This window comes from Buttiauxella sp. AC038 (assembly GCF_979253565.1).
The window spans coordinates 4,778,545-4,791,684 of record NZ_CEEDCQ010000001.1; the positions used below are offsets into that span (position 1 = coordinate 4,778,545).

Here is a 13,140-nt window from a genome sequence, read left to right on the forward strand (position 1 = left end):
TTACAACCAGTTTTTGCGCTTGAAGTAGAGATACGGCGCCAGGCCCGCGAGGATCATGACGATAATCGCTGCCGGGTAACCGAAGCTCAGTTTCAACTCGGGCATAAACTCAAAGTTCATCCCGTAGCTCGATGCCACAAGTGTTGGCGGCAGGAACACCACCGATACCACCGAGAAGATCTTGATGATGCGGTTCTGCTCGATGTTGATAAAGCCCATCGCCGCTTGCATCAGGAAGTTGACCTTCTGGAACAACGATTCGTTGTGCGGCAACAGGGATTCGATATCGCGCAGGATCTCACGCGCCTGCTCAAGCTGACCGCTTGGCAAACGCGCTTTACGCACCAGGAAGTTCAGAGCGCGTTGGGTATCCATCAAACACAAACGGACTTTCCAGCCGATATCTTCCAGCTCAGCGAGTGTTGAAAGTGCGGCGTCATATTCATCGCCCTGATGACCTTCCATAATGACGCGGCTGAGTTTTTCGAGATCGCTATAGATGTTTTCGATTTCATCTGCCAGCTGCTCGATTTTAGTTTCAAACAGGTCGAGCAGTAATTCGTACGCATTACCGTCCACCATATTCTGGCTACGAGCGCGCATACGATAAAGGCGAAATGCAGGTAATTCACGTTCGCGCAGCGTAAACAGGCGGCCTTCACGAATGGTAAATGCCACGGTGCTGTTGCCTGCGTGATCGTCAGCATCTTCGTAAAAGAAGAATGAGTGGATGTGCAAACCGTCTTCGTCTTCAAAGAAACGCGCGGATGCTTCGATGTCTTCCAGTTCCGGGCGGGTTGCCAGGCTTTGACCAAGTTCCGTTTGCACGCGCTGACGCTCGCTCTCTTCAGGCTCGACCAAATCAACCCAAACAGAATTGCTCAGGTTATCGGTCTCATCTAATTCAAGACGGGACAGACGATTGTTTTCCAGTTGAAATGCGCTCAGCATGACCGGTACTCCCAATGCAAAAAATATCAGGGACAGTTCGGTTGGCACACAGACAGAAACTAACTAGGTTTCAGACCATTAAAAAGTCTGACTCATTGCGACGGGATATACGAGATATGAGGTCGCCGACAACCACTAAGGCTATCAGCATTCGAGGATAGCCTTAGAAGTTGTACCTGGATGACAGGTTATTGAGCCAGTATTTACTGGGTGTGTCCAAGGCGAGTGTCCTCTTAGCGTAATCGTGCGCGCATGTTACGCCACCACAAATATGGCGTCAACACGCAACGGGAAACCATGGAGTAATAAACCAGGGTGGTATTTATAAGGTAGCAAAAGCGTGAAAAACGATGAGTTGTTTCGCTAACTTACACCGATTCCAGGCGTGCGTAAGCCGCAACTAGCCACTTAATTCCCTGCCCCGGAAATGCCACCTGAACCCGGCTATGTTCACCACTTCCTTCAAGATTAACGACCGTACCTTCGCCAAATTTTTCATGGCGCACTCGCTGCCCGAGTTTAAAGCCTGAATCATTCTCAGAAATTGGCGTGCCCATGCGTTGGTGGCTGACCGGACGGCTGATGCTGGCACGCAGACGAACCTCTTCCACACAGTTCTCAGGCAGTTCGCCAATGAAGCGCGATGGACGGTGGTAAACCTCTTTGCCATACAGACGGCGGGTTTCAGCGTAAGTTAGCGTCAGTTTTTGCATCGCACGTGTTACGCCAACGTATGCCAGGCGGCGTTCTTCTTCCAGGCGGCCACCTTCATCGAGCGACATCTGGCTTGGGAACATGCCCTCTTCCATGCCGACGATAAACACCTGCGGGAACTCCAGACCTTTCGCCGAGTGCAGCGTCATCAATTGCACCGCATCTTGCCAGGTATCGGCCTGCCCTTCACCGGCTTCAAGTGCTGCATGAGACAAGAATGCCTGCAGCGGCATCAGGTCTTCGTCTTCATCCTGATAGCTGAACTGGCGCGTTGCCGTGACCAGTTCTTCTAAGTTTTCAATACGCGTCTGGCCCTTCTCGCCCTTTTCCTGCTCGTACATCATCATCAGACCTGAATCTTTGATAACCCGGTCAGTTTGTACGTGCAGCGGCATGTCGATGGTTTCATGTGCCAGCGCGTCGATAAGTTCCATAAAGCGTTGCAGCGCAGAAGCGGCACGGCCTGCTAACGCTTTCTCCTGAAGCAACAAGCGGCAGGCTTGCCACATTGTCAGTTGCTGGTCACGCGATGTCTGGCGCACCACATCTAATGTGCGATCGCCGATACCCCGCGTTGGTGTGTTAACCACGCGCTCAAATGCCGCGTCGTCATTACGGTTGGCAATCAGACGCAGATAGGAGAGCGCATCTTTGATTTCCTGGCGTTCGAAGAAGCGCATGCCGCCGTAAATGCGGTATGGCATACCAACCTGCAATAAGGCCTCTTCCAGCACGCGTGATTGGGCGTTGCTGCGATAGAGAATCGCGCATTGCTCAAGCGCACCGCCATTTTCCTGCCAGGTTTTGATGCGGTTTACCACGAAACGCGCTTCGTCTAATTCGTTAAAGGCGCAATACAGTGAAATAGGTTCACCATCGCTGCCGTCGGTCCATAACTCTTTACCCAAACGGCCGGAGTTGTTGGCAATCAGGGCGTTGGCGGCATTCAGAATGTTGTTGGTCGAACGATAGTTTTGTTCAAGACGAATGGTTTGTGCGCCTGGGAAATCGGTCAGGAAGCGTTGGATGTTCTCAACTTGCGCACCGCGCCAGCCGTAGATTGACTGGTCATCATCACCAACAATCATCACTTTACCGGTATCGCCCGCCAGCATACGAATCCACGCGTACTGGATGCTGTTGGTATCCTGGAATTCGTCCACCAGAATGTTGGTAAAGCGTTCACGATAGTGATTAAGGATGTGCGGTTTGTTCAGCCACAACTCATGGGCTCGCAGCAGCAATTCGGCAAAATCCAGCAGTCCGGCGCGATCGCAGGCTTCCTGATACGCCTGATACACTTTCTGCCAGGTTTGCTCGACCGGGTTGCCATAGCTTTCAATGTGATGCGGGCGTAAACCTTCATCTTTCTTGCCGTTGATAAACCACATTGCCTGGCGAGCAGGCCACTGTTTATCGTCGAGATTCATGGCTTTAATCAGACGTTTTAACAAGCGCAGCTGATCTTCGCTGTCCAGTATCTGGAAATCCTGTGGCAGGTTGGCGTCCATGTGATGTGCACGCAGCAAGCGGTGCGCGAGACCATGGAAAGTACCTACCCACATCCCACCCTGGCTGGTTCCCATCAACTGACTGATACGGTGGCGCATTTCAGCCGCTGCTTTGTTGGTAAACGTCACTGCCATAATGGAGTACGGCGAGCAGTTTTCTACGCTAATCAACCACGCAATACGATGCACCAATACACGCGTCTTACCACTGCCAGCCCCTGCCAGCACCAGCATATTGCTGCGCGTGGCCGCGACGGCTTCGCGCTGTTTATCGTTGAGGCTGTCGAGCAGGTAAGAAACGTCCATTGGCACCGCCGTTGAGGAGATAAATATACTGGAATTTTATACAGAGTTCTGACGATTATATCAGCGCGGTGAGGGATGCCAACTGCGAAATTTCCAGATGGGGTAATAAACGGCTGTCATCAATTTGCATCAGGTCGCCATCACGCAGGTTTATCCAGCACGCCTGCATTCCGCTGCGAATAGCTCCGGCAACGTCAGTGGTCAGATCATCGCCTACATGCAGAATCTGGCTAAGTGGCACATCCAGCTTTTCGGCAGCCAGCAGATACATGTCGTTGAATGGCTTGGAACGCCCATGAGGACCGGCACGCAGCAGAAATTTAAAGTACTGATCGAGGCCGAAAAGATGTGGCTCGGCGTTGCCGTTAGTAATCGCCACCAGCGGCCATTTTTCGGCGAGTTTCGCTAATGTGTCGTGCGTTTCTTGCGGCACGTCGATTTGGCTGCGCCAGTGGGCAAAATTTGCCATCGAAGCCTCCGCGCCAGCGGCAGCTTCTTGCACTGACAAGCCCACATCTAACATGGCTTGTTCAACGGCACGACGACGCCATTCGGTGACATCGTGGTAAATATCGGGTTCTGCGAGGCGCAACGCATGGCGAATGCGCAAAAAATCGGGGCGTTGCAGGCGGTTGAGTTTCGGATGGTAATTCTGCACAAAACTCATTGATTCGCGTTCGGTGCGCGTAATCACTTCGCGGTTGTCGTACAGGGTGTCGTCAAGATCGAAAGTGAGCGCGGCAATAGTCCCTAATGGGCGATAAAAATGCATTACGATTTCCCTCGTTTAGCGCGTGGATGCGCAGCATCATACACTGAGGCTAAGTGTTGGAAGTCGAGATGGGTATAGATTTGCGTCGTCGAAAGGTTGGCGTGGCCGAGTAATTCCTGCACACCGCGCAAATCCCCGCTGGACTCCAGCATATGCGTGGCAAATGAATGACGCAGTTTATGAGGGTGCACATGGCTGTTCAGCCCCTGTTTTATCCCCCACTCGCCAAAACGCTTTTGAACGTTACGCGTCGAGATACGCTTCCCCTGTTTTGAGAGAAACAGGGCGTCGTCGTCCGGGCCAAAAAGCTCGCGCAAGTCCAGCCAATGCTCAACCCAGAGGACTGCAGATTTCCCCACCGGCACGCGGCGTTCTTTGCTACCTTTACCCATCACCCAGACTTCACCGGTCGTCAGGTCGATGTGGCGACAATCCATATTAACCAGTTCGGAAAGACGCAGCCCCGCACCGTACATCACTTCCAGCATCGCGCGATCACGCACGGCGAGTGGATCATTGATATCGATATCCAACAGGCGATTAACGTCATCAACGTCGATATTTTTCGGCAGGTGGCGACCAGCTTTTGGGGTGGTGATACCTTTTGCGGGATTCGCTTTGAGTTCGCCCTGGCTGACACACCAGTCGAAGAAACTACGGAGCGCGGAAAGACGTAATGCCAGGCTTGATGGCCCAAGACCCGCCTTGCGGCTGCGAACCGTGATTGAACGAACTGATGCAGCGTCACACTGCTGCCAGGTCGCCATTTTCATCTCGCCCGCCAGGTCGATTATTGCGCTCAACTGACGGCCATAATTGAGTAACGTCAGCGGGCTTAACTGGCGCTCAACTTTCAGGTAGCGCAGGAAGCCATCTACCGAAGATTGCAGCGGGGAGGTCGTCATACGCGTTCGACCCAACGCTCCAGAAGATCGGGCAGCATCAGCGCCAGCTCGTGCAGTAATTGCGTGCCTTGCCCTTCCTGGTAATGTTGCGGGTCGCGGCTACTGAATACCAGCACACCTAAATCGGCATCATTTCCCATCAAAGAAACGGCTACTGAACCAATCGCTTTAGCTTGCGGTAAAACGACAAGCAATTCAGGCCCGTTGAGCGGCCCCAAATAATGTTGCCTGTCACCCAGACGTTGAATGCGCAACGGCTCGAAAGCCTGTCGATTCAATGCCAGATGGGTAAAATCTGAAGGTGCGCCAATACGCCAGCGATCGGCAAAAAGACGCACATTCGCGCCAGCAAGGCCCATTTCACGCGCCCAACGATGCAGGCGGTTTAGCATTTCCTGCAAACTGGTGGCTGAAGCCAGGCGGCCTTGCAGCTTCAATAATCGATAGAACAGCCCTTCGTTGGCACTCGCCTGCTCCATCAGCAGAGACATGTTTTCTTCAAGAAAATTGATGTGGTTACGGCTACGCGCCATATGCCATTCAACCAACGACACCGTACCGCGCACCGGGTGTGGCACCTGCATCTGTTCTACATGCTGGGCATTTCTAATAAAGAAATCGGGGTGGCGTAGCAGATACTCCGCCACCATACGGTCATCCAGTTCCAGTACGGCTTCTTGCTGTTCCTCGGCGTTCTTCATAGATGTATAAATCCATCATAGACATGGGCCGCCGGGCCGGTCATAAACAACGGCGTTCCCGGCCCTTTCCAGGCGATATCAAGGCGGCCGCCCGGTAGCTCAACGCGAACCTGCTCCGCCAGTATTCCCTGCAAGATGCCTACGGCAACTGCGCCACAAGCGCCACTGCCACAAGCTTGAGTTTCTCCGGCTCCACGCTCAAAAACGCGCAGACGGATGTGTTCTTTGGTCATGACCTGCATAAAGCCGATATTCGCGCGCTCAGGGAAACGCTCATGGTTTTCCATGACTGGACCCAGCGTTTCCACCGCGGCCGTAGTCACGTCATCAACCTGAATCACGCAATGAGGGTTACCCATCGACACGACGCCACACATAATGGTTTGTTCAGCGGCACGCATAATATAGGTCTTTTCCGCTTTGTTTGCGCGGAACGGCACGGCAGATGGCTCGAAATTCGGCTCACCCATATTCACGCACACCAGCTCATCTTCCGTTACGCTGAGCACCATGCGGCCATTGGCTGTGCTGACGCGGATATCACGTTTGTTGGTCAGTCCCTTCAGGCGCACAAAGCGGGCAAAACAGCGTGCGCCGTTGCCACATTGTGAAACTTCGCTGCCATCAGCATTGAAAATACGGTAATGGAAGTCGAGGTCAGGATCGTATGGTGGTTCAACCACCAGCAATTGATCAAAACCCACACCCAGATGCCTGTCGGCCAGGCGGCGGATAAGTTCAGGTGAGAAATAAACGTTTTGAGTCACCGCGTCGACGACCATAAAGTCATTGCCAAGGCCATGCATCTTCGAAAACTGCATCTTCTGCTCCATATACGCGGCTACTTATTAATAATTTGCTAGTAGACAACCTGAGTCGGTGCGTTATCAGTACCACGATTATTACGATCAGGCGTGGTTGATTGCGGCTGTGGCTTAGGAGTGACCTGAGATGTAGGCTTGGTTTTACCGTCAGCAGGCGGGAAATACAGAGGCCCTTTAAGGCCGCAACCAGAAAGGCTAAAAAGTGCCAGCATGAGAGCTAATGGGCAGAAAATTTTCTTCATTATTGAGATGCCTGTAATCCAATATTCTGCCTTCTATCATCGCAGGTGATCCCCGAAAAGCAATACTCTTTTCTATCCACGACTATTGGTATACTGCTCTTAAGACGAACAATTAGGAAAAAGACATGAACGACAGTGAATTTCATCGCTTAGCTGACGGCCTGTGGTCAACAATCGAAGAACGCCTGGATGACTGGGATGGTGATAGCGATATTGACTGCGAAATTAATGGTGGTGTACTGACCCTTAGTTTTGAGAACCGCAGCAAGATTATTATCAATCGCCAGGAGCCTCTCCATCAGGTATGGCTGGCCACCAAAAGTGGCGGTTACCATTTTAACCTGAAAGACGACAAGTGGGTTTGCGACCGCAGCGGCGTAGAGTTCTGGGCATTACTGGAAGAAGCTTGCACACAGCAAGCGGGTGAACCGGTTAGCTTTAGCTAGCTGTTGCTGTACTGCTGAAGTAGCGGCGCATTGCTATCATCATGATTAGTTGGCGTCGCTGCTGTAATAGTCTGGGTGCGGAACGGAATTACCTGTGAGCGCCCATCCACTTTCACAATTTGGTAGAACTGCGGCAAGTTGAAGTTAATGAAGCTTGAACCGTAGGTGAAACGGTCGTGCGACGACGAGTAGAAACGGCTGACATCACGCACTAAATCTTCTTTGCTGCCTTCACAGTGGTGGTACACCTCTGCGCGGTTGGTCTCATCAAGAATATAGATATTGAAACCGTGGTCTTCACTCGCTTCTTCAAAGAAGAACTGAATGATCCCTTCACTGGCAAAACCATCTACCACCGGCGGCAACTGAACCTGCTGGTTAGTTTCAACCTGCACCGACAAACCATGCAGTTTGTTATGCGAAATCGCCCCGTAGAACTCGACCGCATTTTCCAGTTTTTGCACTGAAACGCTCAGGCGTTCGAAGAACAGCCCCCACGTCTGACCAGAAATACGCAGCGCTTTAAAGCGACCAGGTTCCTGGCGCGTGCTCGACAAGCGGAAGTCGATACATTCAGAAACCAGTTGCTGAACGCGTGTACGGATAAGACCACGCAGATGCTGACTGTAACAGAACACTTCAACGCTATCAGGCGGTGCAGCATCCTGGTGCATTTTGCCCAGAATGGTTTTCAGCGCCTCAATCATCGATTGTTCGCCGTTGAAATGCAGGGTACGCACTTCATTCCAGGAGTTGCGATAAAGCAGATCAACGCTTCCCACCAGACACTGCTGTTGCTGCCCGAAACTGAATACATCCAGCTTACGGAAATCGAAATGAACGACCTGATTGCGGAATGCAGCAGTCGGGTCATATTCAAGGTTAACGATGATAGCCAGATGGCGAATTTCACATGGGCTATACAACGCTTTCGCGGTTGGCGCAGGCAAACGCAGCGGGAAGTGGTGCGAAACGTCAGCCACCATCTCCTGCAATTTCGGCAAATCACAAATCCCGTTGCCCTTAATAAACAGGCGGGTGCGCGAGGTCAGCAGGCCGTTGAAGTAGGCCCATGCCACCAGCTTATTAAGATAACGGTTATATTCCAGCGGTTGATGGCTGACAATAGATTCCATGTTTGGCGCACGGTTGTAGAGATACCAGCCTGAACGGTTGGCACGGCCCGGCGGCACATGAATGAAGGTCAGATTGGGTTCTGATAAATCAGGGGAAATCTGCGGATTAACCAGCGTGACTTTGCCCGGCAACGCTTCAAATGCGGCATACAATTTACGGGTCAACACACCGATATCTTGCGGGCTTGCACTGACGCTCAAGTTGTTACGGCGGGCGAAGCGAATCAGGTTGCGATAGCTTTGCATCATCGCATCAAGCAGTTCGTTGTGCGCATCGCGAACCTGGTCGATTTTCCAGTTAGCGCGGTTATCAAGCATCGCCAGACGTGGCTCGTCCCAACCCCAGTCTTTGACCAGTTGGCTTAAGACTTCACGACGCCAGCCTACACAGGCACGCTCACGAGAAAGTTTTTCGCACACTTTCAGATAGAAGCAGCGGCGTACTAAATCCAGACGCGCAGTGTCTTCGATCTGCGTGAGGTAGTGAGTCACACGCTCCAGCATCATGCAGTACGGATCAAGCCCAAAGGAGACTATCTCGCCATCATGCAGGCGCTGCTTAATGTCTTTTGCTAGCAAGCGAGTATTCGGATATTCCCAAGAATAGGCTTCCAACAGCAGCGTTTTGAGCACCGCCTTATAAGGCGAATCAATACTCTTATAGAGCTGCCATAGGCTGGCGCCAAAATACTCTTCTGCCGACAAGGTGCTTAAACCACCGAGATCCAACCATTCGTTTGGCGTGAGCACACCCTGCGAGTAGAGGCTCATTACGTAATCGTCGTAATGATCTTCTTCGTCGCCCGGAACCATACTCCACAGAATACGTTTACCGGCCAGGCGCACTGCGGTGCGGTAGAATTCGTCGAGCAACAAGATGTGTTGTGTTGAACCACAGTCTTCGCCGCCCAGACTGCCACTTTCGTTGTGACGGAAGCGGTTTTCGTCAATCAGGAAGAAGCTGACTTCAACACCTAAAGAGGCGGCCCAGCTTTCCAGCACACTGCATTTACGTTGCAGCAACTGGCGCTCGTCATTATCGAGCCATGACTGGTGACAAACCCAAATATCCAGGTCGGATGAACAACTCTGCCCAACGGACGATGTGCTGCCCATGGTATAGAGGCCCGTGATAGGCAATTCACCGGATTCTGTTGTCTGCGGCGGCATGCCGCGCATCAATTCGAGTTCGTTGAGATAGTGGCGTTGGGTTTCATCAGGCGTGTAGATGCAAATGCCATGTGGGACGTTACCCTCAAGGTAACCTGGCATCAGCGGGTGATGATAATGTAACAATGTTGGCAGAAGACTGTAGACCTGTTGAAAAGCAGGGCCCATTGCCGCAAGTGCGCGATCTACACGCAGTTGGTTGATGGCATCCAGTCTCTGTTTAAGAGTCTCAATATAGAGGTACAAGACATATCGCCTGATGGTTTCAGTATTACGAAAAAACCCGTTTCCCGGTTGTTGCCTCTATTATAAACGACAAGGCAAAGAATTGCTGGAAACGTGATCAATTTAACACCTTGCTGGTTGACCGTAAAGAAAGATGCGCTACGCGCCAACTTCCGCTCCGCCTACCGGCTTTATCTTCCATAATACGAAATATGTCCCTCTTTTCCGCAAACCCGTTGAAACTGACAGCCTTCCTTGAAGAGTGGTAGGATGGTCAGGGACGATAATTACGGTAACTAGCAATGTTAGACAATGTATTAAGAATTGCCACTCGCCAAAGTCCATTAGCACTCTGGCAAGCACATTATGTCAAACAACGCCTGGAAGCGTGCCATCCCCAGCTCACGGTTGAACTGGTGCCTATGGTAACGCGTGGCGACATCATTCTTGATACACCACTGGCGAAAGTTGGTGGCAAGGGATTGTTTGTCAAAGAGTTAGAACTTGCACTTCTTGAAGGCCGCGCAGATATCGCCGTGCATTCCATGAAAGATGTGCCAGTAGAATTTCCTGAAGGCTTAGGGTTGGTGACAATTTGCGAACGTGATGATCCGCGTGACGCTTTTGTTTCCAATCATTTCGCCGGTCTTGATGATTTGCCTGCAGGCAGCGTAGTAGGCACTTCGAGCCTCCGCCGTCAGTGTCAGATTGCTGAGCGCCGCCCGGACCTGGTCATTCGCTCATTGCGCGGTAACGTTGGCACCCGGTTGGGTAAACTCGACAATGGTGATTACGACGCGATTATTCTTGCGGTCGCCGGGCTAAACCGTCTTGGTTTGCAATCACGTATTCGCTACGCATTACCCGCAGAAGTGTCATTGCCCGCTGTAGGTCAGGGTGCGGTGGGAATCGAATGCCGTCTTGATGACAAGCACACTCAAGCGCTGCTTGCTTCACTGAACCATGAAGAAACTGCAATTCGCGTCCGTGCTGAACGCGCCATGAACATGCGCCTTGAGGGCGGATGCCAGGTGCCAATTGGCAGTTATGCTGAATTGAAAGAAGGTGAGTTATGGCTGCGCGCATTAGTGGGCGCACCTGACGGCTCGATTCTGGTTCGTGGTGAACGCCGTGGCAAACCGCAAGATGCCGAAGAAATGGGCGTTTCCCTTGCGGAAGAACTTCTCGATAAAGGGGCGCGCGAAATTCTGGCCGCCGTTTATGACGGAGATGCTCCGGCATGACGATACTTGTCACCCGCCCTTCCCCCGCTGGGGACGAGTTAGTGAGCAGACTGCGCGCACTGGGGCAGGTGGCGTATAGCTTCCCACTGATTGAGTTTTCCCCCGGCCGGCAACTGGACAAACTGCCTGGCATGCTGGCGAGCCTGAACGAAGGCGACCTGGTGTTCGTATTATCGCAGCACGTCATAAATTATGCCCACCCGCAATTACGCCAAAATGGCATCTCCTGGCCTTCACATCTTGCCTGGTTTGCCATTGGGCGTACGACTGCCTTAGCGTTTCACACAGTTAGCCATTTGCCGATTCGTTATCCGCAAGACAGGGAAACAACAGAAGTCTTGCTACAATTACCTGAATTACAGAATGTTGCCGGAAAACGGGCACTCATTTTGCGCGGGAACGGCGGGCGCGAACTTTTAGGTGAAAAATTGACGGAACGCGGTGCAGAAGTGACATTCTGCGAATGCTACCAAAGAAGTGCCAGAATTTATGACGGAACAGAAGAAGCCTTCCGCTGGCGCGACCGTGGGGTTTCAACGCTGGTCGTGACAAGCGGTGAAATGCTACAACAACTTTATGCGCTCATTCCGGAATGGTATCGAAAAAACTGGTTACTACACTGCCGGCTGTTAGTTGTCAGTGAGCGTTTGGCAGACCTTGCCCGGGATTTGGGCTGGCAAGATATTCGGGTTGCCGATAACGCAGACAATGACGCGCTGCTTCGCGCGTTACAATAAATCAACCCCCAAAATAATTCGAGTTGCACCAAGGCAGCTTGAAGAATGGAGGGTATACAATATGGGACGCCACAATGACGGAACAACATAATACCTCCGCCATGGTTGAAGAAACCAAACCGGCGGTGGAAAGCACGCCACTTCCAGAACAACCACCGCAAAAAAATCGTAGTGGGATTGCCGGAATTGCGCTGGGTGCTATCGCCATTGCTATTGCACTTGCGTTAGGTGGCGGTCTTTACAGTTATGGTAAGCATCAGGCAGCGGCGCAAAATGCCAACACTGATGCCCTGGCAACGCAGCTCACCGCTTTACAAAAGCAACAAGAACAGCAGCAAGCTTCTCTGGAAACTACCATCAAGCAGCAGGCAACTGCACTCCAGGAGTCGGATCGCCAGCAGGCAAATCTGGCGCGTGAGCTTGATGAAGTGCAGCAGAAAGTGGCCACTATTTCCGGTAGCGATGCAAAAACCTGGTTGTTAGCACAATCCGACTTCCTGGTGAAACTGGCCGGGCGGAAATTGTGGAGCGATCAGGATGTCACCACAGCGGCTGCACTGTTGAAAAGTGCCGATGCCAGCCTCGCAGATATGAACGATCCAAGCTTGCTAACCGTTCGCCGTGCGCTAACGGACGATATTTCTGCATTATCAGCAATTACTCAGGTCGACTACGACGGGATTATTCTCAAGCTCAATCAGCTTTCTAATCAGGTCGATAATCTACGTCTTGCGGATAACAATAGTGACGATACGCCGATGGATTCCGACGGTAGCGAGCTTTCCAGCACGGTGGCGGAATGGCGTGAAAATCTCACTAAAAGCTGGCACAACTTTATGGATAGTTTCATTACTATTCGCCGCCGCGATGAAACCGCAGTTCCTCTGTTAGCGCCAAACCAGGATGTTTATCTGCGTGAGAACATCCGTTCACGCTTGCTGGTTGCGGCACAAGCGGTTCCTCGCCACCAGGATGAAACGTATAAGCAGTCGCTGGAGAATGTTTCCACATGGGTTCGTGCTTATTACGACACCAACGACAGCGTGACAAAATCCTTCCTTGATGAACTGGACTCTCTCAGCCAGCAAAGTATCAACATGGATGTGCCGCAGACGCTGGAAAGCCAGCCTCTACTGGAAAAGCTGATGCAGACTCGGGTGCGTAATTTGCTTGCCCAACCTGCCGCGAGCGCAACTGCTCCCGCTGAACAACCTGCCGCGCCTGAACAAGCGCCTGCGCCAACTCAAGGAGAATAA

13 protein-coding genes are annotated in these 13,140 nt (G+C 52.0%); 4 read left to right on the forward strand and 9 right to left on the reverse strand.

Translation table 11 applies throughout. The annotated features are described in order from the left end of the window. The 8 genes from corA to lptM all read right to left on the reverse strand — a co-directional run bounded on the left by corA (position 1) and on the right by lptM (position 6,926). Positions 1-951, reverse strand: a complete 951-nt coding sequence (gene corA / locus AC0IXI_RS22580; protein WP_034461684.1) for a magnesium/cobalt transporter CorA — start codon at positions 949-951, stop codon at positions 1-3. Between the two features lie 163 nt (positions 952-1,114). Further along, positions 1,115-1,171: a YsgD/CorL family protein gene (gene ysgD / locus AC0IXI_RS22585; RefSeq protein WP_367597360.1), complete on the reverse strand. Its 57-nt coding sequence runs from the start codon at positions 1,169-1,171 to the stop codon at positions 1,115-1,117. A gap of 148 nt (positions 1,172-1,319) precedes the next feature. Beyond that, positions 1,320-3,482 carry a DNA helicase II gene (gene uvrD, locus AC0IXI_RS22590; protein ID WP_064515200.1) on the reverse strand — a complete coding sequence of 721 codons (2,163 nt, stop codon included), beginning with the start codon at positions 3,480-3,482 and terminating at the stop codon, positions 1,320-1,322. A 55-nt stretch (positions 3,483-3,537) separates the two neighbouring features. Beyond that, complete coding sequence (yigB, locus tag AC0IXI_RS22595) at positions 3,538-4,254, reverse strand: 5-amino-6-(5-phospho-D-ribitylamino)uracil phosphatase YigB (RefSeq protein ID WP_471683141.1); 717 nt, start codon at positions 4,252-4,254, stop codon at positions 3,538-3,540. After that, positions 4,254-5,159, reverse strand: a complete 906-nt coding sequence (gene xerC / locus AC0IXI_RS22600; protein WP_134187768.1) for a tyrosine recombinase XerC — start codon at positions 5,157-5,159, stop codon at positions 4,254-4,256. The genes yigB and xerC overlap by 1 nt, the downstream gene beginning before the upstream one ends. After that, entirely contained in the window at positions 5,156-5,860 is a 705-nt protein-coding gene (locus AC0IXI_RS22605) for a DUF484 domain-containing protein (protein WP_134187770.1), read from the reverse strand. Before AC0IXI_RS22605 ends, xerC begins: the two co-directional genes overlap by 4 nt. Next, positions 5,857-6,681 carry a diaminopimelate epimerase gene (dapF, locus tag AC0IXI_RS22610; protein WP_134187772.1) on the reverse strand — a complete coding sequence of 275 codons (825 nt, stop codon included), beginning with the start codon at positions 6,679-6,681 and terminating at the stop codon, positions 5,857-5,859. Before dapF ends, AC0IXI_RS22605 begins: the two co-directional genes overlap by 4 nt. A 38-nt stretch (positions 6,682-6,719) precedes the next feature. After that, complete coding sequence (gene lptM, locus AC0IXI_RS22615) at positions 6,720-6,926, reverse strand: LPS translocon maturation chaperone LptM (protein ID WP_064515191.1); 207 nt, start codon at positions 6,924-6,926, stop codon at positions 6,720-6,722. 125 nt (positions 6,927-7,051) lie between these two features. Here lptM and cyaY point away from each other — a divergent pair, with 125 nt between their 5' ends. Further along, positions 7,052-7,372 (forward strand): iron donor protein CyaY, encoded by a 321-nt coding sequence (gene cyaY, locus AC0IXI_RS22620; protein ID WP_471683142.1) that lies wholly within the window; start codon positions 7,052-7,054, stop codon positions 7,370-7,372. On the opposite strand, the gene cyaA is transcribed toward cyaY, so the two are convergent. Beyond that, the gene (gene cyaA / locus AC0IXI_RS22625) at positions 7,369-9,924 is read right to left on the reverse strand and encodes a class I adenylate cyclase (RefSeq protein WP_134187775.1); all 2,556 of its coding nucleotides are present in this window, start codon (positions 9,922-9,924) and stop codon (positions 7,369-7,371) included. The genes cyaY and cyaA overlap by 4 nt on opposite strands. Positions 9,925-10,205: 281 nt before the next feature. On the opposite strand from cyaA, the gene hemC reads away from it, so the two are divergent. From hemC to hemX, 3 genes are all read left to right on the forward strand, one after another. After that, positions 10,206-11,147, forward strand: coding sequence for a hydroxymethylbilane synthase (gene hemC, locus AC0IXI_RS22630; protein ID WP_424221734.1), 942 nt, complete (start codon positions 10,206-10,208; stop codon positions 11,145-11,147). Further along, positions 11,144-11,884: a uroporphyrinogen-III synthase gene (gene hemD / locus AC0IXI_RS22635; RefSeq protein WP_471683143.1), complete on the forward strand. Its 741-nt coding sequence runs from the start codon at positions 11,144-11,146 to the stop codon at positions 11,882-11,884. The genes hemC and hemD overlap by 4 nt, the downstream gene beginning before the upstream one ends. A gap of 74 nt (positions 11,885-11,958) precedes the next feature. Further along, positions 11,959-13,140: a uroporphyrinogen-III C-methyltransferase gene (hemX, locus tag AC0IXI_RS22640; RefSeq protein WP_064515180.1), complete on the forward strand. Its 1,182-nt coding sequence runs from the start codon at positions 11,959-11,961 to the stop codon at positions 13,138-13,140.

Bases quoted from the DNA above. Each gene is read 5' to 3' on its own strand.
- corA (WP_034461684.1), bottom strand. From the start codon at position 951: ATGCTGAGCGCATTTCAACTGGAAAACAATCGTCTGTCCCGTCTTGAA.
- uvrD (WP_064515200.1), bottom strand. From the start codon at position 3,482: ATGGACGTTTCTTACCTGCTCGACAGCCTCAACGATAAACAGCGCGAA.
- yigB (WP_471683141.1), bottom strand. From the start codon at position 4,254: ATGCATTTTTATCGCCCATTAGGGACTATTGCCGCGCTCACTTTCGAT.
- xerC (WP_134187768.1), bottom strand. From the start codon at position 5,159: ATGACGACCTCCCCGCTGCAATCTTCGGTAGATGGCTTCCTGCGCTAC.
- AC0IXI_RS22605 (WP_134187770.1), bottom strand. From the start codon at position 5,860: ATGAAGAACGCCGAGGAACAGCAAGAAGCCGTACTGGAACTGGATGAC.
- dapF (WP_134187772.1), bottom strand. From the start codon at position 6,681: ATGCAGTTTTCGAAGATGCATGGCCTTGGCAATGACTTTATGGTCGTC.
- lptM (WP_064515191.1), bottom strand. From the start codon at position 6,926: ATGAAGAAAATTTTCTGCCCATTAGCTCTCATGCTGGCACTTTTTAGC.
- cyaY (WP_471683142.1), top strand. From the start codon at position 7,052: ATGAACGACAGTGAATTTCATCGCTTAGCTGACGGCCTGTGGTCAACA.
- hemC (WP_424221734.1), top strand. From the start codon at position 10,206: ATGTTAGACAATGTATTAAGAATTGCCACTCGCCAAAGTCCATTAGCA.
- hemD (WP_471683143.1), top strand. From the start codon at position 11,144: ATGACGATACTTGTCACCCGCCCTTCCCCCGCTGGGGACGAGTTAGTG.
- hemX (WP_064515180.1), top strand. From the start codon at position 11,959: ATGACGGAACAACATAATACCTCCGCCATGGTTGAAGAAACCAAACCG.